Genomic DNA, 22,436 nt, shown 5'->3' with positions numbered 1-22,436 from the left:
CCAGACTCCACCAGAATTCTTGCTGATTGAAAAGAATTCTGGCTGTATTCCAGTCAATCTCACGCTCGGTATCGCCGCAGGCGGCATGATGGGGGCATGACAGCTGTGAGCAGACCGCAGACCATGGCGGAGAAAATTCTTTCTCAGCGCGGGGCGCGCCCGGTGTATGCCGGGGACCTCGCGGTGGTGGAGGTGGACGGGGTGATGGTGGTGGACTCCATCGCCCAGAGCTTTATTGAGCGCATGGAGCGCGATCTGGAGGCGCCGCCAAAGTTCCCCGAGCGGGTCAGCATCGTCATCGACCATGTGGCCCCGGCCAGCACCGTCAGTGTGGCGCAGGCGCAGAAGGAGGCGCGCGAATACGCGGCCCGCACCGGCGTGCGCCTGTTCGATGTGGGCCGGGGCATCTGCCATCAGGTGCTGGTGGAAGAGGGGCTGGCGCGGCCCGGCTGGATTGTGCTGGGCAGTGACAGTCATTCCACGACCTACGGCGCGGTGGCGGCCTTCGGCACCGGCATGGGCGCCACCGACATCGCCCTGGCGGCGGCCAGCGGCAAGACGTGGCTGAAAGTGCCCGAGAGCGTAAAAGTCACCTTGCACGGCGAGTTGCGCCCCGGCGTGGCCGCCAAGGACGTGGCCCTGGAGATGATCCGGGTGCTGGGGGCCGACGGCGCCACCTACCAGAGCATTGAAATCCATGCCGGGGACCGCTTCACGCGCGGCGAGCGCATGACCCTGGCGAACCTGTGCGTGGAGGCCGGGGCCAAGGTGGGGCTGGTGGTGCCCGGCGGCGAGATTCTGAACCTGTACGAGGTGCCCGGCTGGGTGTACCCCGACCCCGGCGCGGCGTATGTCCGCGAGATCGAATTGGACCTCTCGGCCCTGGCCCCGCGCATGAGTGCGCCCAGCGAGGTGGACAACGTACACAACGTGGCCGACCTGCGCGGCCTGAAGGTGGATCAGGTGTTCATCGGCACCTGCACGAATGGCCGCCTGGATGACCTGCACGCGGCGGCCGACGTGTTGCGCGGGCACCGGGTGGCGCCGGGCACCCGCCTGCTGGTCATCCCCGCCAGCAGCGAGGTGATGGAGCAGGCGATGGCCGACGGCACCCTGCTGACCCTGCAGCGGGCCGGGGCCGTGCTGGGCACGCCGGGCTGCGGGCCCTGCATGGGCCGCCACCAGGGTGTGCTGGCCCCCGGCGAGGTCTGTGTGAGCACCAGCAACCGCAACTTTGTTGGCCGCATGGGGGACAAGGACGCGCAGATTTACCTCGCCAGCCCGGCGGTGGCGGCGGCCACAGCGGTGCTGGGGCGCATTGCCCTGCCCGAAGACGTGGGGGCCGCGTGAGCGAGACCATTTTTCATGTGCCGGAAACGCTGCCCCGGGTTCCGGGCTATACCCCGGCTGTGGAGGTGCGCGGTGGCCGCACCCTGTACATTTCCGGCCAGGTGGCCCTGAATGCCGGGGGCGAACTCGGAGGCCCCGGCGACTTTGAGGCTCAGGCCCGGCAGTGTTTTCAGAACGTGGCGCACGCGCTGGCGGCGGCCGATATAACCTTTGCCGATGTGGTCAAGCTGGGTCTGTACGTGTTGGACATGGCGCACTTGTCTGCTCTGCGCCGCGTGCGCGACGACTTCGTGAACACCGCCCGGCCCCCGGCCAGCACCTTGGTGCAGGTGAGCGCCTTTTTCCGGCCCGGCGTGCTGGTGGAAGTCGAGGCGGTGGCGGCGGCCCCGCTGGAAAGGAGGGCCTGAGATGCCCCGAATCTGGAAGTTTGGCGACAGCGTGAACACCGACGACATCCTGCCCGGCAAGTTCGCGCCGTTCATGGCCGGCGAGGACCGCTTTCAGACCTTCGCCTTTCACTATCTTCGCCCGGAGTTTGCCGCGCAGGTGCAGCCCGGCGACGTGCTGATCGGCGGGCGCAACTGGGGGCTGGGGTCCAGCCGTGAATATGCCCCCCAGGCCCTGAAAAAGCTGCAGATTGGCGCCATTGTGGCGCCCAGCTTTGCGCGCATTCACTACCGCAACCTGCTGAACCTGGGCATTCCCGCCTTCGAATATGACCTGACGGGCCTGCTGCGCGACGGCGACGAGGTGACGCTGAACGTGGCGGCTGGGCTGCTGGCGCACGCCACGGGCACGGTCCAGCTGCCGCCGCCCCCCGCCTTTCTGCGCGAGGCGCTGAAGGAGGGCAGCATTCTGGCGTTCTTCAAGAAGCACGGCCGCTTTCCGGGAGAGCCGGCCTAAACTGGGCCCATGGCAATTCTGGAAGTGGAGTGTCCGATCTGCGAAGAGGTGCTGGAACTCACGGACGAGGACCGCGCCGAACTGGCTGTGGGCGACGTGATCGTGTGTGCGTCGTGCCACAGCGAGATGGAGGTCACCCGCAACGGCGGCGGCGAGGATTTCGAGCTGGACCTGCTGAGCGCTATGACCACCTGCCCCCACTGCGACGAGGAGTTTGAGGTGACCCCCGACATGCTGGCCGCCGCGCCCGCAACCCGCAGTCAGGACGGCGCGGAAGTCAGCCTCATGACCTGTCCCCACTGCAAGGTGAAATTTGAGCTGGAACTGACCGAGGAGCAGGCCTAGGGTCGGCTGACCTGTCCAGACAACATCAAACGAAAAGCAAAATCTGATCTAACCTGACAAACGCAAGGAGAGGCTATGTCAACTGTTGTGTTTGAAAACCCTGATACCGGTGCCGCCATTGAGCTGACCAACCCTGAACTGGGTGAACTGGTGATTGACGACGAAACCGGCGTGGAATACGAAGTGGTGTCTCTTGACCCGCCCCGCCTGGCTGCGGCCCCACAGGAAGCGGAGGACTGGGGCGAGTAACGCGGCCCGGCGGCGCTCAGGTGGGCCGGGTGCCCGGTCTGAGCGCCGCTGCCCCGTTGCCCCCGGAGAGCCCCTATGGCTGAACTGGCCGTGCTGTACGACCGTATCCGTCCCGACGAGAAGATGCTGTTCGAGGCGCTCGACGAGCTGGGCGTGCCCTACGACAAGGTGTATACGCCCCAGCTGAAGCTGACCTTCGATGACGCGGGCCGCGCCAGGGTGCCGTGGCGCGTGGCCATCGAGCGCTGCGTGAGCCAGAGCCGGGGCCACGCGGTCACCCGTGCGCTGGAAGGCTTTGGGGTGCAGGTGATCAACCCGGCCCACGTGATCGAGGTGTGCGGTGACAAGCTGGCCACCAACGCCGCTCTGCACGCCGCCGCGCTGCCCACCCCACGCACCGGCGTGGCCTTTGACGGCGAGGCGGCCCTGGCCCTGATTGAAGACCTGGGCTATCCGGTGGTCCTGAAACCCACCGTGGGCTCGTGGGGCCGCATGGTCAGCCGCCTGAATGACCGCGCCGCCGCCGAGGCCGTCATTGAACACAAGGAAGTGCTGGGCGGGCCACAGCACGGCATCTTCTACGTGCAGGAACTGGTGGATAAGCCGGGGCGCGACATCCGCGCCTTTGTGGTGGGCGGGCAGTGCATAGGCGCCATCTACCGTACCAGCGAGCACTGGATTACCAACACGGCGCGCGGGGCAACAGCGAGCCACTGCCCGGTCACACCCGAACTGGCCGATCTGGCCACCCGCGCTGCGGCCGCCGTGCAGGGTCAGATCGTGGCCATTGACCTTGTGGAAGACCCACGTGCGCACAACGAGTGGGGCGGGCTGACCATCATCGAGATCAACCACACCATGGAATTCAAGAACTCGGTGAGCACCACGGGCGTGAATATCCCGCGCCTGATGGGTGAATACGCAATTTCAAAGCTGTAGCGCACGGCTCGTACGGACTCCGATTGATACGGATTCCGTTCATTTCCGTAACATCCGGGAAAGAGCCGGATGTTCCCCGCCTTCGGCGCTGTTCCAGCCCAATTCCCGGAAATCCGCATCTTTTCCTGCTCCCTTCGGTCGAAAAAATTCCGTAACTCGTTACGGAATTTTTCGGAACCCGTATGAATCGCTGACAAAAGCGGTTCCATCCGAGCGGACTCGGAGAGCTGCTTCGCAGAGCGAGCAGAAGAAGATGCGGATTGCCGCGAGATGGAAGCGCGGACAGTGCCGTTCCGGCCGCGCGGCAATGAAACGGCAGTCCGTATCAGAGATGCACAGCCACAGCAGCGGCCCGGTTCTTGTGTCAGACCGGGCCGCTGCTGTGGCTTTTAATCGAGCGCGTCTAATCCAGCACGTCAATGCCCGCGTTCTGCACGCGGCGGCGCACGTCCTGCACGCCCTCGCCGCTCACGCGCATCACGAAGCGGCGGCGGCCGTTTTCACCGCCAAACGTGGCCACGCTGATGATGTTGCTGGGCAGCACGGCGCCCGTGGCCCGCTCCAGGCTGCCGGGCACGTCCGGCATGTCCAGGGTCAGGCGCTTGCCGCCCTCGCGCATGCCCAGAATGCCGGTAAAGGCGCGCAGCACGTCCATGGTGGTGATGATGCCGCTCAGGGCGCCCGCATCGTTCAGCACGGGTAACCCGCCCACATGATGCTCCTGCATGCGCAGTGCGGCGTCTTCCATATATTCGCCCTCGGCGGCGGTAATCACCGGCCGGGCCATCATCTCGGCCACCGTCAATTTGCTCAGCAGGTAATTCAGCTCCCAGACGCTGAGGGTGGTGGCCTTGCTGGGCATGGCGTCTTTCAGGTCCTTGCGGGTGGTGATGCCCACCAGCCCGCCGCCTGCGTCCACCACCGGCAGGCGGCGGAAGTTGCCCTCCTTGAGGATTTTCAGCGCGTCCATGACGGGCGTGTCGGGCGTGACCGTGATGGGGTTGGGGGTCATCCAATCGCGTACGAGCATGGCCGCAGTCTACGGGGTGGGCTGCGGGGTGGATGCCCCGGGAGCGGTGAGGCGCTCTGGGCTGACCGCCAGCTGACGGCGCATGTGAACTGGATGCAGCGCCCTTCATTCGGCTCAGAAAGGCGCGTGCTACGTTGCCGGGCATGAAGATCAGCGCCAAAGTCATGGCTCCTCTGGCTCTCGCCGCCGCGTTCGGCCTGGGCACGGTGGCCCCGCACGCCCAGACCACGCCACAGAAAGTGGGCTTCGTGGATGTGGACAAGCTTCTCCAGGCGCACCCGAATTATAAGGATGTGCAGGAAATCGAGAAGAAAGCTGAGGCCGAACTGGGTCCCATTGACAAGCAGATCAAGGCCATTGACGCCAAGGGCGCCTCGGCAACCGCCGCCGAGAAACAGACCCGTGAAACGCTGGTCAAGACCATTCAGTCCAAGGCGGATGCTTACAACAAGCAGATGGAGCCGAAAGTCACCGCCATGGAGAAAGCTGTGGACGGTGCCATTACAAGCGTGGCCAAGAGCAACGGCTACAGCATCATCATGGACCGCGACGTGGCCGCCAAGAGTGGCCTCGTGATCTACGCCGACGGCAGCGCCGAGATTACCGACGCTGTAGCCAAAGCCGTCAAGTAAGGCCGCGCTGGCCTGGGCAGGCCCCCGTCGCCAGGGGCCTGCTTTCTCTTCCGTGCCCCCAAGGAGGCCCCCCGGCATGAACAAGATGTGGTTGATTCTGCCCCTGGCCCTGCTGTCCACGGTGCCCCACGCCCAGCAGGCCAAATCCCGCCTGGCCATTGTGAATGTGCAGCAGGCCGTCAAGGCCCTGCCCGACAGCAAGGCGTACCTGGACCTGAACGCCAAGGTGGCCGCCGACCTGAACGCCCGCCAGAAGGCGCTGCAGGACCTGAGTGCCAGGGCCGCTGCCACCCGCAGCGCGGCCGACCGCCAGGCGCTGGCCAAGGCGCAGCAGGCCTATGCCAGTGCCCGCGACAATTACGCCACGCGCATTGACGCGGCCTTCAAGCCGCTGGCGACCAAGCTGAACGCCGCTGTGGCCAAGGCCGCCAAGGCCAACGGCTACACCATCGTCTTCGACGAGCAGGTGGCCGCTCAGACCAGTCTGGTGGTCTATGCCAACGAAACGGCCACCAACCTCACGCCCGCTGTGATTAAGAACCTGAAGTAAACGGCGCAGCAAAGAGCCCCGGGATGTGCTCCCCGGGGCTCTTTGCTGCGCCGCTTACAGCGACACGCGCTCGTTCTCACCCTGCTTGGCCTGGGTGCCGGTCAGCAGGCCCTTGGCCAGCCCCAGCAGGCTACGAATCTTGCCGTCGCTCTCCCAGTATTCGGCGCCGTGGGCCTCAATGCGGATCAGCTGAATGTTCGGGTCGTCCTTGCCTTCCGGAAAGTACGCCTTGTACATGTCATTCCACAGCTCGTCCAGCTTGGCCCGGTCCTCGACCAGGGCAGCGGTGCCCTGCACGCTCACGTAAATGCCCTTGTCCGGCTTGGAATAGCTGACGTTCACCTGCGGACGGGCGGCCATATTGCGCACCTGTTCAGTGTCCTTGCCGCCCAGGAACCACAGGTCGCCGTCAAACTCCACTTCCTGGGTGGTCATGGGGTGCGCCTTGAGGTGTCCATTGTCGCTCTGCACCGTCAGCATGGCGAACTTCACGTCCTTGATCATCGCGCCAATCTTCTTCAGGGCGTCCTCGCGGGTGATGTCACTCATGCCGTCACCGTCGCATGGGGCCCCCAGGGGAAATTGAGAGGTCTCCTACCGTCTGAACGCCGCCCAAAGACCCCCTGAAGATGAAGAGGGGCACGGAGCCGCCTAAGCGGACGCCGCGTGCCGATCTGCCTGTACCTGCTCCGGCACGTTGCGCACCAGAATCACCCCCAGCATGAAAAAGGCGGCAGCGAGGCTAAACACCAGCGTGTAGCCCAGATTCTCGGCCCGGGCGTTGCCCCAGTCCAGCAGCAGCCCCTGCGGCCCGCTGATAAATTGCGGCGCCACAAAGGCCACGTGCCAGATGCCCATGTCGCGCGCAAAGGAGCGCGCGCTGGGCATGGCGTCGCTGCCCAGCGCCCAGTCCACACTGGTAAACGCCCCAAAGCCCAGCCCGAACAGCGCCGCCAGTGGCAGGGCCAGGGCGAACGAGGGCACGATCAGCAGCAGCAGGGCCGCGCCTGCCATGGTGGTGCCCGCCACGTAGATCACTGGCTTGCGCCCCACGCGGTCACTCAGGCGCCCGCCGATCAGGGCCGAGACGATGCTGGCCACGATGATGCACGCCAGCATGATGGAATTGGAGGTCACGGGGTCCTTCTGGCCCAGCACGTCGCCGTTGTAGTACTGCAAGAAGGGCTGCACCGAATACTGCCCCAGCGCGAACAGCGCCCGCGTGATAAACACCCACAGAAAGGGGCGGTGGGCGAAGAGGGTGGTCCAGGGGGCCGGTGGCTGCGTGGCCTGCGGGCCCGCCGGGGGGGCGTCGTCCGGCACGCCGCGCATGGTGACCAGGGAGGGCACCAGCAGCGCCAGCGCAGTCAGCGGAAACAGCAGGATGGACGGCAGTGCCAACTGCCCCAGCGCAAAGGCGCTGAGCGCCCCCAGCAGTTGCCCGGCGGCCTGCAGCATCCCCATGGCCCCGCTGTAGCGTCCGCGCTGAGACACGGGCACCAGCTGGGGAATCAGGGCCGAATAGGGGGCCGTGGCGTAGTTGTTGCCAAACTGCACCAGCAAAAAGCCCAGCACGTACACCCAGAAGCCGGACATGCCGTCCAGCAGGGCCACGGCCAGGCCCATGACCCCCAGGCCCACGAGGTTAACCCCCACCCCCAGCTTCAGGTAGGGCAGGCGGCGCCCGGTGCGGTCACTGTGCGCCCCCACAATGGGCGGAATCACCAGGGCCATCACGGCGCCGATCACCGTGAGCAGCCCCACGTAGGATCCCTTGCGCTCTGGGCCTACGAAGTCCAGCACGTTGGCCGGCATGAGAATCAGCAGCAGCGCCAGCCAGTGAAAGGCCGTGCCGAACCAGAACGCCGAGAGCACCCACGGGCTCACGGGCGCGCGTGCAGGAGTGGAAGTCATGTGCGGCGAGTATACGGGGGGCTGCCCGGGGCCGGGGGACGATTTCTCGTGGCCCAGGCAGGCGCCGAGGTTCAGGCTGGGGCTCCGTCCTGGGGCAGCGCTTCCCAGTAGGCCTGCAGGTCCGGGGCCAGGGGCAGTTCGGCGCTGAACTGGGTGCCGCTCCAGGGAAAGGCAATGCGCGCGGCGTGCAGCGCCTGCCGGGCCAGCCCCAGCCGGGCCGTCAGTTCGGGGGTCTGCCCCTCCTCCATGAAGGCCAAGAACACCTCCGGGTCGCGGCCGTAAATCTTGTCGCCCACCATGGGCAGCCCCAGGTGGCTGAGGTGGGCGCGAATCTGGTGCAGGCGCCCGCTGCGGGGATAGGCCTCGATCAGGGCGTGCCCGGCCCGCCGGTCCAGCACCCGGAAATCGGTCACGGCGGGGCGGCCATCCGGCACCACCGCCTGCCGGATGGCAATGCGGTTGGCTCCACCCAGGCCCAGGTCACCCAGTGGGGCGTCCAGGGTGCGCCGGTCCCAGTCCGGGGTGCCGTGCACGATGGCCACGTAGGTTTTGCCCACCAGATGCGTCTTGAACAGGGTAAAGAAGCGCTGGGCGGCCTCGCGGTCACGGGAAAACACTTGCGCGCCGCTGGTCTCGCGGTCCAGGCGGTGCGGCGGCGCCAGGGTGTCCTCGCCGGTGGCGCGGCGCAGATAGGTCAGCACGTCGGGCACGTCCACGCGGGCGCGCACCGGATGGGTCAGCCACAGCGCGGGCTTGTGCACCACGTAGAAATCCGGGTGCTCCACCACCACACGCGGCTTTTCTGTGGGGGGCAGCAGGGGCGCGCGGGAGGCGGGCGTGCTCACAGCTCCCACACGCTGCGGTAGGAGCGGCCCTGCAACCGGGCCGACAGGTCCACGCCGCGCGCCACCGTGCGCGCCAGCCGCGCTGCCAGCCACTCGCCCGGCACGCCCGGCGCCGTCCAGTGCGCGCCCGTGGCATACACGAAGTCGGGGTTCACCACGCAGCGGAAATCCACCATCAGGCCAAAGGCGAAAGCGCCGTGGCTGAGGTACCCGTGGTCCAGGCCGCCCGACACCAGAAAGGTCACAGGCTGGTCAAACCACGCGCCGTGCAGCCCGCGCGCCTCGTCGCTGCTGCCTGTCAGTTCCACCAGGGCCTTGGCGCCCGAACCCAGGCCCCAGTTGTAGACCGGCACGCCCAGAAACAGGCCGTCGGCTTCGCGGATGGCGCGGTGGTACAGCGCGGCGTGGGGGTGGTCGTAGCAGCCGCCCGGCCCCTGCACGTTGTCAAAGGGCGGCAGCGGCGTCTGGCGCAGGTCCAGGTGGGTGACCTCGTGGCCACCCGCGCGCAGGTGCTCGGCGGCCAGGGCACACAGCCACGCGCTGCGGCTGTCGGGGTCCAGGCTGGTGGACAGAACCGTGAACTTCACGCCCCGCAGCCTAGAGCACAGCTGGCCGCCCGGTGTGCCGGTGTGGCTGTAGGGTGTGCCGCCCGGCGCCGGGGCAGGGGAGGGCCGCCGGCCCCACCCGGGTGGAGCCCGGCCTAGGGGTTCGCTTCCTCCAGCGCCCGCAGGTCGTCAATGCGCTCCCGGGTATCGGGGTGAGAGCTGAGCAGGTCCAGCCAGGAACCGCCGCCGTCCTGCTCGCTGCTGTCCGGGCCACCGCCCGCCGCTTTCTCCAGCCGGGCCAGCATGGTCTGCAGCGGCCGGGTGGTGCCGTACACCCGCAGCATGTACGCGGCCGAGACGCGGTCGGCCTCGCTTTCGGCGGTGCGCGAATAGCCGCTGCGCAGCAGGGTGGCCGGCACCGCCGCCGCAAAGGTGCCCGCGCTGACCAGATCGCCCGTCAGCAGGGTCACCACCAGCGACACCCCCAGGGCCTGATACACCGTGGCCAGGCCGTGGCGCCGGGTCACATGGGCGGTTTCGTGGGCCAGCACGCCCACCAGTTCGCGGTCACTGCGCGCCAGTTTCACCAGCTGATCGGTCATGACGATGGTGCCGTTGGGCAGGGCAAAGGCGTTGGCGCCCAGTTGAAAGTCGCGCCCGGTCTCACCGTTGCGCAGCAGCAGGCGGTACGGGTAGCCGCCGCCGGCCCAGTCGCGCACCGGGGCGAACGCCCTTTGCAACTGTGCCTGTCGCGCGGCGCTGAGCTTCGAGGGCCCCAGATAGTCCTCGGTGTCCAGCAGCTCGATGGTTTCGCGGTCAAAGGTCTGCAGTACGCTGCGCGGTGTGGCCAGCGCTGCCTGCGTGGCCAGTGCCGGAATGCCCCAGATCACAAAGGCGCCGGTCAGGGCCGCCGCAAGGCCCAGGGCGCCCAGCGCGGTGGTCCAGCGGCCCTCCAGGCCCCGCACGCCGCGCAGCACCCGGTTGCGCCCCGTCTGGCCCTCCCAGCGCCGCAGCGCCGCGTCGTCCCCGGTTTCAAAGCGGCTGCCATCCGGAAAGGTCACGCGGCGGCGCACGCCGGGAATGGCCGGGTCCACCGTCACCTGCGCCGCGTTCCAGTGAACGGCGCTGGCCGCCACGCCGCCGCCCTGCACCCGCAGCGCCGCGCCCCCGGCGTCCAGGGTCAGTTCGGCCGGGTGGGGGCGGCTGCTGTGGCCATCGAAGTACACGCCCTGCAGCGCGGTCTGCGGGCGGGCGGCCGGGGCGCGGCTCATCCTCAGAACCCCACCTGAATGTCCAGCAGCTCGCTGGCGGCCTCACCCAGCGCCGATTCGCCGTGGCTGGCCTGCCCGGTGAAGGTGTCCAGCGGCACCAGCGAGCGCACCTGCAGGCCGCCCATGATGTAGCGGGTGCGGCGGATGGCCGCCCAGGGCGTGGCCAGCCCCAGGGTCAGCAGCTGCGCGAGGCTGTTGGTGACCCCAATCCACACCACGCGCCACGGCGAGAAGCTGGCCCCGGTGCGCACCACCCCGCCCAGTTCGGTGTGGTTGAGCACGTAGGCCATGATCGCCGCGCGCACGTACTGCCACGCCACGCTGTACACCAGCAGCACCACGACGTAGGTGACCAGCGCCGGCACCAGCAGCATCAGCACGGTGGCCATGACGGCGGCCTCGCTCTGCTCCTTGGCCGAGAACAGCTCCAGTAGGGCGCTGCCGCCAAAAAAGGCCAGCCACAGCCCGAACATCACGGCGGCGCTGCCCAGCACCAGCGCCAGGCCGGTGACGGCAATCAGGTAAAACGGCGCCACGTCCCCCCGGAACTGGGCGCGGGCCGTGCCATAGGCCAGGTGGTCCAGCTGATAGCGCCGCTGCATGAACCACGCCCACGGCAGTGCGAAGCTGACCAGACTGGCCGCCAGATTGGCCGCGCCGTAGGCCACGTACGCCTGCCCCACGCTGCCGTGAAAGGAAAAGTTGAGGCCCCGGTGAACCGTGTTCACGGCCTGAAAGCGCAGCGACTGGCGCACCAGCCACGGATAGAAGCCCAGGTAAACCAGCATCAGCAGGATGCCCAGCATGAGGTACGTGGGGTCCGGCGACTGAAACGCCAGCGACGCCAGCAGCGACAGCCCGCCAATCAGCAGGTACCCGCGCAGCAGCGCCCAGGGATTGGCGCGGTATTCGAAGTTCTGGCCGTCCACCCAGGTGTGGCCGTAAAAATACTGCTTGGTGCGAATGCGCGCCCAGGGCATATACAGGCCAAACGTCACCAGCGTCAGGGCGATGTTCACGATCCAGATGCGGAAGTATTCGCCGGCCTGCCCGGTAAAGCCCACCGGATGGTGCAGCACGGCGGGCGGCGCTGGGGCCTCGGCAACAGGGCGGCCCAGGCTGGGGGCGGCGAGCGACAGATCGGTCATCTGCTGCATGGTAGCGGGCCGTGGGTGGCCGCTGGGCCGCAGGTGCGGCCGCTGTGCAGTCTGGGGCCGTCCCGCGCGTGGGGCCCGCACCAGCCCCCCGCCAGGGCGCACCAGACGAGTGCCGACCAGAGGAACGTGCAGAGCGGCGGAGCAGGGCAGGACAGAAGGCGGCGTTCCGGGCGTTGGGCTGCTCTCCGTCGGAGGCGGGAACAACCCGTGCTGTGCTGGCTGTTCCGGACATGGCCGGCCGGCTCATTTCCGCCCTGCCCTGCGCGGTGTGCCCGGGTTCCGGGCGGCGGCCCATGCTACCCTGGGCGGCAGTTCACCATCTGCCCCGGTTCGACGCGGCGCGCGCTGTGGTGCCCCTGTGGGCGCCGGAAAACCGCGCCCGTGACCGTGGCCCCCGGAGGAAAGGCATGCCGCGCTACGCCCTGGACGGGCACGTCCCCCAGATTCATCCCACGGCTTTTGTGGCTCCCAGCGCCGACATCATTGGGCAGGTCACGGTGGCCGAAGACGCCAGCGTGTGGTACGGCGCGGTGCTGCGCGGCGACCTGGAACCCATTACCGTGGGGCTGGGCAGCAACGTGCAGGACGGCGCCGTGCTACACACCGACGCCGGCTGGCCCTGCGTGCTGAGCGAGCGGGTGACGGTGGGGCACCGCGCGGTGGTCCACGGCGCCACCTGCGGGCCCGGCAGTCTGGTGGGCATGGGCGCCGTGATGCTCAGCGGGTCCAGCCTGGGGGCCGGGGCCATGCTGGGCGCGGGGGCCGTGCTGCCCGAAGGCGCCCACGTGCCCGACGGCATGCTGGCGGTGGGGGTGCCGGCCCGGGTGGTGCGGCCTGCTCCCAGCGGCGCCAACGCGCAGCGCTACGTGCTCAACGCCCGGCGCTTTCGCCAGGGCGCGCGCCGTCTGGACGAGGCTGCGGACCTGCCCGCGCGCCCGGAAGCCGCGCTGTCTGAAGCGCTGTGAAGTCCTCCCACCGGAGCGTCCCATGACTGATCCTGAACGGCGGCCTGCCCCCCAGCCTCAGCCAGAGCCGGGCCAGACGAACCTGAGCCCGGCTGAGCTGGACAGTGAAACGGTGCCGGAACTGGCGCCCATGTTTCCTGGCGCCGCGCCCTTTCTGGCCCGCTTTCTGCCGCACGCCGCGCCGCTCCACGCCGGACTGCATGGCCATTTCTGCGATCTGCACGCCTTTTTAAAGTATCTGCACGAACAGGCGTGGTACGGCTACCTGCATGCGGGTCTGGGCGAGCAGAGCGCCTTTGTCCTGCTCTACGAGGGCCGCGCGGTGACCGCCGCTGCGGGCAGCCTGACGGGCGAGCAGGCTCTGGGCGAGCTACTGGGCCTGTACGAGCAGGGCGCGCTGCTCAGCGCCTGCGCGCTGGACCCCCAGCTGGCCCACGCCCTGAGCGGTATTGGCTCCCGGGCCTGGAAATTCAACCTCACCGAGGATTTCACGGGGCTGCACGCCCGGCCGGGCGGGGCCATCTTCTATGTGCGCGGGCAGATCCTGGCCACCATGCCCGCCACCTTGCCCTACGAGGGGGCCTTTCCGGCGCCGCTGCGCCCCCAGACCCTGATTCTGCCGCGCCGACTGGCCGGCTGGGCGCACCACCAGTACGCGCTGACCCTGCGCGGCAAAGACGCCCTGAATGCGATCACCAACGTGCACCAGAATTTCCGGGCCCGCCACGGCCAGCCGGGCCTGATCCTGCTGCGCGCCCTGGCCGAGGGCCTGACCCCGGCCGAATTTGCCCTGCGCGACGACGGCGCCCTGCATGAACTTGAAGCGCTGGTGCAGGAATTCGTGCAGGGCGGATTCGTGCGCGAAACGTAGAGGCCGCGCCGCTCACCAGGAGCAGGCGGCGGACTGAGCGGGTGGCCTACCTCGTCTCCGCGCCCCGGTCGGCCAGATACGCCTCGCTCAGCTGCCACAGCGCCTGCGCCGCGCCGTCGTCCAGGGCCTGCGGCGCGGGGGTGGCCTCGCGGCGCTCGCTGTAGTACCGGCCCGAGGCCATCAGCGGGGCACTGGCCACGTGCAGGGTGGTCTGCGCGCCCTGCTCGGGGGTCAGGGCAAAGCGGTCCACCACGCGGTACAGCCGGCTGACCCAGCCGCCATTGTTGTGGGCAAAGCCGGTGGCCACCATGCCGGGGTGCAGACTGCTGCTGCGCAGTGTGGGTTCGCGCCGGGCCAGTTCGCGGGCGAAGAGTATATTGGCCAGTTTGCTCTGGGCATAGGCAGCCCAGCCGCCATAGCCCCGGCGAAATTCCGGGTCGTCCAGGCGCAGTCGGCCCATGGCGTGCGCGGCGCTGGCCACCGTGACCACACGCGCCCTCTCCGACTGCCGCAGCAGGGGCAACAGGGCCCGCGTGAGCACAAAGGGCGACAGGTGATTCAGGGCCCAGGTCTGCTCAATGCCCTCGCGCGTTTCCCGCCGATCGCGGTAAAAGGCCCCAGCGTTGTTGATCAGCACGTCCAGCTGCGCGGTCTGGGCCTGCACCTGCGTGGCCAGCCGCTCCACCTGCGCCAGTTCCGAGAGGTCGGCAATGAAGGTCCCTGCCGCGCCAACTTCCCGGGCCACCCGCTCGGTCTTTGCGGGGTCGCGGCCCACGATCAGCACCCGGTCGCCCTGGCGGGCCAGTTCGCGGGCGGTGACCAGGCCGATACCGCCAGTGGCGCCGGTAATCAGCACCGTGCGGGGGGTCGCAGAAGGCAGACTCATGCGGCGCAGCATAATGCACCCGCCAGACGGATTCCGTCTCCTGCACTGCCAACCCTGCCGGGCTGGGGGTCCTCTGGGTGGCCCCGTGGGGTCCGTGATGGCCCGGTTCTGGCGGCCGTTCCAAAAAGAAGCCGGAGGCAGTGGGGGCACCGCTCCGGCCTCGTGCGCAGCGGACTTCACCCGGCCCGCCTTGATATTCAGTTGCGCTGGTACTGCTCAGTGTAGGTGATGGGCGTCACAGAAGTGTCACATGTGTGCAGGGCACTCCAGCCCGATTCATGCGGGCGCAGGTCCAGCAAATGACCTCCCAGCGCAGCCGAAGCAGAAAAGATAGAGGGAAGAGAACACCCAGTGGCGCAGACTGTCCGGGCAGCGAGGACAGTGCCATGAGCGTACCCTGTGTCAGGTGCCAGGAACCACCGTGGCGTTCCCACCACTGCTGAGCGGCCCAGGGACATTCATCCCTTACCAATCCGACTGATTTACTTAGGATTGCGGGGATGATTCGCACCGCACTGACCCTGAGCGCCCTGCTGCTGGCCGGTTCCAGCCTCGCGCAGACCACCCTGACCGTTTACTCGGGCCGCGCCAAGACCTTCGTGGACCCTATCGTTCAGCAGTTCGAGCGCCAGACCGGTGTAAAGGTGAATGTGCGCTACGGCACCGACGCGCAGCTGGTGGCCGCGCTGCGCGAGGAAGGCGCGCGAAGCCCCGCCGATGTCTACTGGGGCAACTCGGTGGGCGCGCTGGGCGAACTGGCCTCGGAGGGCCGCTTCACCAAGCTGGGCACGGCCCTGACCCGCAACGTCAGCGACGACTACCTGCCCGACAACCGCGCGTGGCTGCCCACCACGGTGCGCTTCCGCACCCTGGCCTACAACACCAGCAAGATCAAGCCCGAATCTCTGCCCGACTCCATCCTGGACCTGCCCAAGATGACCAGCCTCAAGGGCCGCATCGGCTGGACGGTGTCCTACCCCAGCTTCCAGGACTTCCTGGCCGCCATGATCGCCAAGTACGGCGAGGCCACCACCAAGACCTGGATTGAAGGCATGAAGGCCCTGCAGCCCAAGGACTACAAGACCAGCAACGTGGCCATGCTGGAGGCCATGCGTGCCGGCGAGATTGACGTGGCGCTGACCAACCACTACTACATCCAGCGCGTGAATCGCCTGAACTACCCCATTGACACCTATTTCTTCAAGGCAGGCGACATGGGCAACCTGGGCAACGCCACGGGCGCGGGCATCCTGAAAACCAGCAAGAACCAGGCCGCTGCCCTGCGCTTCCTGCAGGCCCTGGTGGCCAAAGACGCCCAGACCTTCTTCCTGAGCGTGAACTTTGAGTACCCGGTGATTGGCAACATCCTGCAGCCCACCACCATGCTGCCCTACGCCGATGTGGTCAAGCGCAGCCCGAAGATCGACCCCACCGTGCTGCCCAAGAACATCGAAAAGGCGCAGAAGCTCCTGCGCGACGCGGGCCTGCTGTAACGTCCGCCAACCCTAGCCGCGCTGCAGCCCCTGCCCCTACCCGGGCGGGGGCTTTTCTGGCCCGGCCGGGACGCGTGGCCCGAATGCTGAGTATTCCGGTCTGCTATGGTGACGCGGCCCCAGGCCCCCTTTGCCCATGACCCACCGCCGACCCCCTCTGCCCCTGCTGCTGCCCGCTCTGCTGACCGTGCTGGGCGTGCTGTTGCCGCTGGTGTATCTGGTGGTGCGTGCCTTTGGCGCCGAGGGAACCGAGCTGCGCGAGATCGTGTTCCGCGCCCGCAACCTGGAGCTGCTGGGCAACACGCTGCTGCTGACGGCCGCTACCCTGCTGACCACCACCCTGCTGGCCCTGCCGCTGGCCTACGTGGCGGCGCGCACCACCCTGCGCCCGCGCTGGCTGCCCATGCTGCTGGGCGTGCTACCGCTGGCCATTCCGGGGTATGTGGGCGCCTACGCCCTGATTGCTGCCAGTGGTCCGGGAGGCACCATTCAGGCCTGGACGGGCCTGAACTGGCCCGGGCCCACCGGCTTCTGGGGCGCCCTGGGCGTGCTGACCCTGTTCACCTTTCCGTACCTGTTTCTGAACCTGCAGTCGGCGCTGCGCAGCCTGGACCCCGCCCTGGAAGACGCCGCGCGGCTGCTGGGCCGCACCCGCCGCCAGACCTTTGTGGCCATCACCCTGCCCCACCTGCGCCCGGCGTGGCTGTCGGGGGGGCTCCTGATCGCCCTGCACGTGCTGGGCGACTTCAGTGTGGTGAGCCTGATGCGCTACCCCACCTTCAGCGCCGCCATCTACCAGCAGTACACCGCCGCCTATGACCGGGTGTATTCGGCGTGGCTGGCCCTGGGGCTGCTGCTGGTCACGGGCGCGGTGCTGTGGCTGGAGGCCCGGCTGATGCGCGGCCTGCACCTGTCGCGCGTGTCGCCGGGGGGCGCCCGCGAGCCGCGCCGCGTGTCGCTGGGCCGCGCCGCGCCCCTGGCCTGGGCCTTTCTGGCGGCCCTGGCCGGCGCCACGCTGGTGGTGCCGCTGGGCACCGTGCTGCACTGGCTGCGCCTGGACACCAACCCTTACGCCTGGGCCGGGTTGCAAGAAGCCCTGCAGGGGGCACTGGGCGCCGCCGCCCTGGCTGCCCTGACCACCACGGCCCTGGCCTTTCCGCTGGCGTACATCGGCAGCCGGGCGCAGGGGCGGCTGGCCCGCATCACCGAGCGGGCCGCCTACCTGGGCTACGCCACCCCGCCGCTGGCCTTTGCCCTGGCGCTGATCTTTTTTACCCTGCGCCTCGCTCCGCCCCTGTACCAGACCTTTCCGCTGCTGATTGCCGCCTACACCCTGCATTTTGTGGCCGAGGCGGTGGGCCCTATCCGCACTGGCCTGACCCGGGCCACGCCCCGGCTGGAGGAAGCGGCGCGGGTGCTGGGCCAGAGTGGCGCCGGGGCCCTGCGCCGCGTGACCTTACCCCTGCTGCGCCCGGGCCTGCTGGTGAGCGCCGCGTTCGTGTTCCTGAGCGTGCTGAAAGAATTGCCGCTGACCCTGCTGCTGGCGCCCATTGGCTTTGAAACCCTGGCCCGGAACGTCTGGACCTACACCGAAGAAGCGCAGTACGCGGCCGCCGCCCCCTACGCGCTGGCCCTGGCCCTGAGCGGCGCGGGCCTGACGCTGCTGATCCTGCGCCGCGAACGCCCGCGTGAGCGGCGACCAAAGGGAAAGGACCGACCATGACTGAAGCGCCTCCGTGCATTCTGGAACTTGCTGGCCTGACCAAACGCTTCGCCCCGGGCCTGCCCCCGGTGGTGAACGCCCTGAACCTGCAGGTGCAGCGGGGCGAACTGCTGACCCTGCTGGGGCCCTCGGGGTGCGGCAAGACCACCACGCTGCGCCTGATTGCCGGCCTGGAACGCCCGGACGAGGGCGCGGTGCGGATTGCCGGGCGGGACGTGACGGCGCCCTTTGCCCCCCCCGAGCGCCGGGGCGTGGGGCTGGTGTTTCAGGACTACGCGCTGTTTCCGCACCTGACGGTGCTGGGCAATGTGCTGTTCGGCCTGCGTCACCTGCCGCGCGCCGAGCGCCTGCCCCGCGCCCGCGAGACGCTGGCGCTGGTGGGCCTGACGGTCTTCGAGTCGCGCCGCCCGGACCAGCTGTCCGGCGGCCAGCAGCAGCGGGTGGCCCTGGCCCGCGCCCTGGCCCCACGCCCCAGTGTGCTGCTGCTGGACGAACCCTTTTCCAACCTGGACGCGCAGCTGCGCCACAGCACCCGCCAGGAAGTGCGCGCCATCCTGCACCAGAGCGGCACCACGGCGGTGCTGGTGACCCACGACCAGGAAGAGGCCCTGGCCTTCAGTGACCGGCTGGTGCTGATGCGCGGCGGCCAGATTGAGCAGGTGGGCCCCCCGCATGAGGTGTATGCCCAGCCGCGCACCGCCTTTGTGGCAAACTTCCTGGGCCGCAGCAATCTGCTTTCGGGCACCGCTGACCGCCACATGGCCCGCACCGCCCTGGGCGTGGTGCCGCTGCGCGAGGCCGCCAGCGGCCCCGTGATGGTCAGCGTGCGCCCCGAGCACCTGGGCTTTACCGATGACCCCGCCGCCCCCGAGGTGACCATCGTGGCCCGCGAGTTCAAGGGGCACGACGTGACCTACACCGTGCGCCTGGCCGGCCACGCCCAGGACCTGCTGGTGCACCGCCCCAGCGACGAGGTGCGCCCGGAAGGCAGTCAGGCCCGGTTGCAGGTGCTGCAGCCGGCGCGCGCGGTGCAGTAGCTTACCCGGGCTCGTTGGCCTGGAGGTTTGCCGGCCAGCCGTGCCCGGTAGGCGGCCACCGTCTGGCCCGCGCCGCTCAGGGGATGCACCTGAACCAGTCGGCGCCACGTCTGCACCAGCTGATCGTCCAGCAGCACCTGCGGCTTGGGCAGGAAGGCGGTAAACAGCGCCTCCAGGCCCACCTCGCGCGCACTGGCGCGGGCGTAGGCGGCGCCGCCCGAACTCCAGCAGTACAGCTCGGCCCCCTGCGCCGCCAGCTCGCGCACATGGGCCACCGCCGCCGGAATGGGAATGCGGGAGCGCCCTGCGTTGCGCACCAGGGTTTCGTCCACATCCACGTATATGACCAGTGGGGGAGGGGTCACCTCAAATCACTTCCCTGAACGCCACGCTCTGGCTGCGGTTTTGCAGTTCGCTGCGCAGATACTGCAGACGGGGGTGCTCCAGCCGGGGGTCGTGGGCCAGGATGTGCTTGGCGAGTTCGCGCGCCTGCTCAATGATCTCGGTGTCGTTGGCAAGGTCAGCCAGCCGCAGGTCAGGAATGCCGCTCTGGCGGGTGCCGCGCAGCTCGCCGGGGCCGCGCAGCTTCAGGTCTGCTTCGGCAATCACGAAGCCGTCGGTGCTGCCCTCAATGATCTTCAGGCGCTGGCGGGTTTTCTTGCTGTGCTCACCGGCAATCAGCACGCAGTAACTCTGCGCGCTGCCACGCCCCACCCGGCCGCGCAACTGGTGCAGCTGCGCCAGCCCGAAGCGTTCGGCGTTTTCAATCACCATGACCGTGGCGTTGGGTACGTCCACACCCACCTCAATCACCGTGGTGGATACCAGCACATCGAATTCGTGGGCACGAAAACGGTCCATCACGTGGTCTTTCTCGGCGGCGCTCATCTTGCCGTGCAGCAGGTCAATGCGGGCCTCGGGCAGCATGGTCTTCAGGTCGTCGGCCAGCTGGGTGGCGGCCAGCAGTTCCAGGTTCTCGTTTTCTTCAATCAGGGCGGTGACCACGAACGCCTGCCGCCCCTCGCGGATCTGGCGCATGACAAAGCCGTACGCCTGCGGCCGGGCCGTGTCCTGAATCAACTTGGTTTCAATGGGCGTGCGCCCGGGCGGCAATTCGTCAATCACGCTCAGTTCCAGGTCGCCGTAGGCGGTCAGCGCCAGCGAACGCGGAATGGGCGTGGCGGACATCACCAGCACGTCGGGGCGCCCGGCCAGGAGTTTGCGGCGCTGCTGCACGCCAAAGCGGTGCTCCTCGTCCACCACGGCCAGCCCCAGGTTGTCAAAGCGCACGTTCTCCTGAATCAGGGCCTGGGTGCCCACCACCACGTCCACCTCGCCCTGGGCAATGCGGGTCTGCATCTCCAGCTTGGTCTTTGGGGTCATGGCGCCAATCAGCAGGCCCACGCGCACGTCCAGCTTCCCCAGGTAGCCGCGCAGGTTGGCATAGTGCTGGCGCGCCAGAATCTCGGTGGGGGCCATCAGCGCGCCCTGGTAGCCGTCGCGCACGGCCAGATACAGCGCGCAGGCGGCCACGGCGGTCTTGCCGCTGCCCACGTCGCCCTGGACCAGCCGCGCCATCTGGCGTTCGCCCCGCATGTCGTCGGTGATTTCCAGCAGCACCCGGCGCTGGGCGTTGGTGAAGCGAAACGGCAGCGCGGCCTCGAAGGTGTGGATGTCGTCGCCCGTGGCCTGGAAGCGCTTGCCCTGCAGCACGGCGTCCTCGCCCTGCAGCAGCAGACGCAGTTCTAAAAACAGGTACTCGTCAAAGCGCAGCCGGGCGCGGGCGCGGCCCAGGTGCGCCTCGTCGTGCGGAAAGTGGATGCCCCACAGGGCGTCGGCCAGATCCGTCACGCGGTACTTCTGGCGCCAGTGGGCGGGCAGGTAGTCGTCCAGCGGCACGGCCTGAAGCGCCCGGTGCGCGGCGCGGCGCAGAAACTCCTGCGAGACGCCCTCCTTGCTGTCGTACACCCCCACGATGCGCCCGGTGGACAGGCTGTCCTGGGCGCCTTCCACCGTCTCCAGGTGCTCCACGCCCAGCTGCACCGAGCGGCCAAATTTCTTCACCCGGCCCGTCAGCACCAGCCGCGCGCCCTCTTTGAGCTGCCGCTCCACCCAGGGCTGGTTGAACCAGCTGGCGCGCACCCGTCCCCCGGCTGGCGTTTCCAGCGTGACTTCCAGAATCAGCATTCCGGGCTTGGGGCTGCGGCGCGATTTGGCCACCACCCGGCCCTCCACGGTGACCTTCTGCCCCTCTTCCACCTCAGACAGGTCCGGCAGGGCCCGGCGGTCCTCGTGGCGGTGGGGGTAGGCGTGCAGCACGTCGCGCAGCAGGTGCAGGCCCAGCGTGTGCAGCTTGCGCGCGCCGCCGGGGCCGGCGTCCAGGCGCTCCACCGGGGCGTCCGGGGGCAGGCGCTCGCCCGGGACGGCGGCAGGCACCGCCACCTTGGCGATGCGGGCTGGCTTGGCGGCCGGTCTGGGGGCCTCACTCAGCAGCGCCAGCGCCCGCTTCAGGGCGGCCTCACGCTCAAGGTGGTCCAGCCCCGCGTAGCCGGCCAGCGCCTCGCGCACCTTGGGAAAGGGGTTGCCCAGCGGCGAGGCCAGCAGCTTGTCCATGCCGCCGGCCACCACGCGGTTCTGACAGCCCGAAGCCAGCTCGGCCGACAGGGGCCGCCGCAGTTTCTCCCGAAGTTCCGCCACGGTCGCCATCGCCCGCCCAGGCTAGCAGAGGGCGCGGTCCCGCCACCGGGCCGGGCGGCACCTTCGCCGGGTCAGGTGATGGGGAAAAGGGAGGACGGGCCCTGACCACGCCCCGACCCCTCCTAAGGCCGTTGCCCCTCATGGTGCGACTGTTCAGGAGGGCACCGAACAGTCTCCACTCCCGGTGCAACGTCCTTTTTTCGAGACTCGCTTCGCTCGGTTGATCGGGGGCTTGGGAGCGAGGGACTTAAGGACGTTGCACCTCACGTTACGACTTTGCAGGAGAGCACCGCAAAGTCTCCACTCCCGGTGCAACGTCCTTTTTTCGAGACTCGCTCCGCTCGGTTGATCTAAAGATCAACAGCGAGCTACTTAATTCAGCAACTTCGCCTCGCGCGGCACGTAGCCCAGCAGCAGGTCCAGCCGGTCGCCCAGGGTGGGGGCCCGCAGGGCGTCTTCACGCTGCTCGGGGGTCAGGGGCAGGTTCACGGCCGCGAAGCTGGCCAGCAGCAGGGGTTCGCTCGGCGCCGCGCCGCGCAGGGCCTCGCTCTCCCCGGGGCGCAGGCGAAGCAGCGCCGAGAGCAGTTCGCCCGCCGAGACGCGTTCCACCTCGCTCTCCTCGCTGTCCAGGGGCCACAGCCGCACGTCGGCCGAGAGGTACGGCTGGTCCAGGTGAAAGGTCTGGGTTTCAAAGCGCTCGCCCCCGGCGACCACGATGGTGCTGGTGCCGTCCTCGTGGCCCTGGGCCTGGCGCAGGTAGGCCAGCGTGCCCACCCGGGACACCCGCTCGTGAAACGGCCGGTCCGATTCCTCCGAGGACACCACGATGCGCACGATGCCAAAAGGCCCCCCGCTGGCCTGCACATCGGCCAGCAGGGCCCGGTACCGGGGCTCGAAGACGTACAGCGGCAGCAGCACGCCTGGAAACAGCACCAGTTTGGGCAGGGGAAACAGCGGAACGCGCATACGCCGTTATGGTGCGCCCATTTGGGGCCGGGAACTTGAGCGCAGGCCACACAAAGCCCGCCAAAACA

Annotated in this window: 24 protein-coding genes; 13 read left to right on the top strand and 11 right to left on the bottom strand. The window is 68.4% G+C overall.

The window, feature by feature from the left end; translation table 11 throughout:
• The first annotated feature begins 123 nt into the window (after window positions 1-123).
• From C8263_RS02485 to lysX, 6 genes are all read left to right on the top strand, one after another.
• Window positions 124-1,350 carry a homoaconitate hydratase family protein gene (locus C8263_RS02485; RefSeq protein WP_233218596.1) on the top strand — a complete coding sequence of 409 codons (1,227 nt, stop codon included), beginning with the start codon at window positions 124-126 and terminating at the stop codon, window positions 1,348-1,350.
• Entirely contained in the window at window positions 1,347-1,757 is a 411-nt protein-coding gene (locus tag C8263_RS02480; RefSeq protein ID WP_107136539.1) for a RidA family protein, read from the top strand. The genes C8263_RS02485 and C8263_RS02480 overlap by 4 nt, the downstream gene beginning before the upstream one ends.
• A 1-nt stretch (window position 1,758) precedes the next feature.
• Entirely contained in the window at window positions 1,759-2,253 is a 495-nt protein-coding gene (locus C8263_RS02475) for a LeuD/DmdB family oxidoreductase small subunit (RefSeq protein WP_107136538.1), read from the top strand.
• A 9-nt stretch (window positions 2,254-2,262) separates the two neighbouring features.
• Window positions 2,263-2,598: a hypothetical protein gene (locus tag C8263_RS02470; RefSeq protein WP_107136537.1), complete on the top strand. Its 336-nt coding sequence runs from the start codon at window positions 2,263-2,265 to the stop codon at window positions 2,596-2,598.
• A gap of 75 nt (window positions 2,599-2,673) precedes the next feature.
• On the top strand, window positions 2,674-2,847 hold the full coding sequence (gene lysW / locus C8263_RS02465) for a lysine biosynthesis protein LysW (protein ID WP_107136536.1): 174 nt from the start codon (window positions 2,674-2,676) through the stop codon (window positions 2,845-2,847).
• Between the two features lie 75 nt (window positions 2,848-2,922).
• Window positions 2,923-3,786 (top strand): lysine biosynthesis protein LysX, encoded by an 864-nt coding sequence (gene lysX / locus C8263_RS02460; RefSeq protein WP_107136535.1) that lies wholly within the window; start codon window positions 2,923-2,925, stop codon window positions 3,784-3,786.
• A 403-nt stretch (window positions 3,787-4,189) separates the two neighbouring features.
• On the opposite strand, the gene C8263_RS02455 is transcribed toward lysX, so the two are convergent.
• Complete coding sequence (locus tag C8263_RS02455; protein ID WP_107136534.1) at window positions 4,190-4,816, bottom strand: CBS and ACT domain-containing protein; 627 nt, start codon at window positions 4,814-4,816, stop codon at window positions 4,190-4,192.
• 143 nt (window positions 4,817-4,959) lie between these two features.
• On the opposite strand from C8263_RS02455, the gene C8263_RS02450 reads away from it, so the two are divergent.
• Together C8263_RS02450 and C8263_RS02445 are read left to right on the top strand one after the other, a co-directional pair.
• Window positions 4,960-5,448 carry an OmpH/Skp family outer membrane protein gene (locus C8263_RS02450; RefSeq protein WP_107136533.1) on the top strand — a complete coding sequence of 163 codons (489 nt, stop codon included), beginning with the start codon at window positions 4,960-4,962 and terminating at the stop codon, window positions 5,446-5,448.
• 76 nt (window positions 5,449-5,524) lie between these two features.
• Window positions 5,525-5,998 carry an OmpH family outer membrane protein gene (locus C8263_RS02445; protein ID WP_107136532.1) on the top strand — a complete coding sequence of 158 codons (474 nt, stop codon included), beginning with the start codon at window positions 5,525-5,527 and terminating at the stop codon, window positions 5,996-5,998.
• A gap of 54 nt (window positions 5,999-6,052) precedes the next feature.
• On the opposite strand, the gene C8263_RS02440 is transcribed toward C8263_RS02445, so the two are convergent.
• The 6 genes from C8263_RS02440 to C8263_RS02415 all read right to left on the bottom strand — a co-directional run bounded on the left by C8263_RS02440 (window position 6,053) and on the right by C8263_RS02415 (window position 11,721).
• Window positions 6,053-6,547 carry a pyridoxamine 5'-phosphate oxidase family protein gene (locus C8263_RS02440; RefSeq protein WP_107136531.1) on the bottom strand — a complete coding sequence of 165 codons (495 nt, stop codon included), beginning with the start codon at window positions 6,545-6,547 and terminating at the stop codon, window positions 6,053-6,055.
• A gap of 102 nt (window positions 6,548-6,649) precedes the next feature.
• Window positions 6,650-7,912, bottom strand: coding sequence for an MFS transporter (locus C8263_RS02435; protein ID WP_107136530.1), 1,263 nt, complete (start codon window positions 7,910-7,912; stop codon window positions 6,650-6,652).
• A 71-nt stretch (window positions 7,913-7,983) separates the two neighbouring features.
• Entirely contained in the window at window positions 7,984-8,757 is a 774-nt protein-coding gene (locus C8263_RS02430) for an RluA family pseudouridine synthase (RefSeq protein ID WP_233218595.1), read from the bottom strand.
• The gene (locus C8263_RS02425) at window positions 8,754-9,344 is read right to left on the bottom strand and encodes an NADPH-dependent FMN reductase (RefSeq protein WP_199188285.1); all 591 of its coding nucleotides are present in this window, start codon (window positions 9,342-9,344) and stop codon (window positions 8,754-8,756) included. Before C8263_RS02425 ends, C8263_RS02430 begins: the two co-directional genes overlap by 4 nt.
• Window positions 9,345-9,457: 113 nt before the next feature.
• Window positions 9,458-10,573 (bottom strand): M48 family metallopeptidase, encoded by a 1,116-nt coding sequence (locus C8263_RS02420; protein ID WP_107136527.1) that lies wholly within the window; start codon window positions 10,571-10,573, stop codon window positions 9,458-9,460.
• Window positions 10,574-10,575: 2 nt separating this feature from the next.
• The gene (locus C8263_RS02415; protein WP_233218594.1) at window positions 10,576-11,721 is read right to left on the bottom strand and encodes a YjgN family protein; all 1,146 of its coding nucleotides are present in this window, start codon (window positions 11,719-11,721) and stop codon (window positions 10,576-10,578) included.
• 416 nt (window positions 11,722-12,137) lie between these two features.
• Here C8263_RS02415 and C8263_RS02410 point away from each other — a divergent pair, with 416 nt between their 5' ends.
• Together C8263_RS02410 and C8263_RS02405 are read left to right on the top strand one after the other, a co-directional pair.
• Complete coding sequence (locus tag C8263_RS02410; RefSeq protein WP_107136525.1) at window positions 12,138-12,695, top strand: gamma carbonic anhydrase family protein; 558 nt, start codon at window positions 12,138-12,140, stop codon at window positions 12,693-12,695.
• A 22-nt stretch (window positions 12,696-12,717) separates the two neighbouring features.
• Window positions 12,718-13,566 carry a hypothetical protein gene (locus C8263_RS02405; protein WP_332888913.1) on the top strand — a complete coding sequence of 283 codons (849 nt, stop codon included), beginning with the start codon at window positions 12,718-12,720 and terminating at the stop codon, window positions 13,564-13,566.
• A gap of 46 nt (window positions 13,567-13,612) precedes the next feature.
• On the opposite strand, the gene C8263_RS02400 is transcribed toward C8263_RS02405, so the two are convergent.
• Window positions 13,613-14,452 (bottom strand): SDR family oxidoreductase, encoded by an 840-nt coding sequence (locus C8263_RS02400; RefSeq protein ID WP_233218593.1) that lies wholly within the window; start codon window positions 14,450-14,452, stop codon window positions 13,613-13,615.
• Window positions 14,453-14,952: 500 nt separating this feature from the next.
• Here C8263_RS02400 and C8263_RS02395 point away from each other — a divergent pair, with 500 nt between their 5' ends.
• From C8263_RS02395 to C8263_RS02385, 3 genes are all read left to right on the top strand, one after another.
• A complete protein-coding gene (locus C8263_RS02395) occupies window positions 14,953-15,945 on the top strand; it encodes an extracellular solute-binding protein (protein ID WP_107136523.1) in 993 nt (330 codons plus the stop codon).
• A 136-nt stretch (window positions 15,946-16,081) separates the two neighbouring features.
• Window positions 16,082-17,668 carry an ABC transporter permease gene (locus C8263_RS02390; RefSeq protein ID WP_107136522.1) on the top strand — a complete coding sequence of 529 codons (1,587 nt, stop codon included), beginning with the start codon at window positions 16,082-16,084 and terminating at the stop codon, window positions 17,666-17,668.
• Entirely contained in the window at window positions 17,665-18,705 is a 1,041-nt protein-coding gene (locus C8263_RS02385) for an ABC transporter ATP-binding protein (protein WP_107136521.1), read from the top strand. Before C8263_RS02390 ends, C8263_RS02385 begins: the two co-directional genes overlap by 4 nt.
• Here C8263_RS02385 and C8263_RS02380 read toward each other — a convergent pair.
• The 3 genes from C8263_RS02380 to C8263_RS02370 all read right to left on the bottom strand — a co-directional run bounded on the left by C8263_RS02380 (window position 18,660) and on the right by C8263_RS02370 (window position 22,368).
• Window positions 18,660-19,070, bottom strand: a complete 411-nt coding sequence (locus tag C8263_RS02380) for a DUF705 domain-containing protein (RefSeq protein ID WP_107136520.1) — start codon at window positions 19,068-19,070, stop codon at window positions 18,660-18,662. The two genes, C8263_RS02385 and C8263_RS02380, sit on opposite strands and share 46 nt — an antisense overlap.
• A 1-nt stretch (window position 19,071) precedes the next feature.
• Window positions 19,072-21,411, bottom strand: a complete 2,340-nt coding sequence (gene recG / locus C8263_RS02375; RefSeq protein ID WP_107136519.1) for an ATP-dependent DNA helicase RecG — start codon at window positions 21,409-21,411, stop codon at window positions 19,072-19,074.
• A gap of 363 nt (window positions 21,412-21,774) precedes the next feature.
• Window positions 21,775-22,368, bottom strand: a complete 594-nt coding sequence (locus C8263_RS02370) for an LON peptidase substrate-binding domain-containing protein (protein WP_107136518.1) — start codon at window positions 22,366-22,368, stop codon at window positions 21,775-21,777.
• Between the last annotated feature and the right edge of the window lie 68 nt (window positions 22,369-22,436).

Source organism: Deinococcus arcticus, assembly GCF_003028415.1.
GTDB lineage: Bacteria > Deinococcota > Deinococci > Deinococcales > Deinococcaceae > Deinococcus > Deinococcus arcticus.
This window is presented reverse-complemented; position numbering and strand designations above follow the sequence as displayed.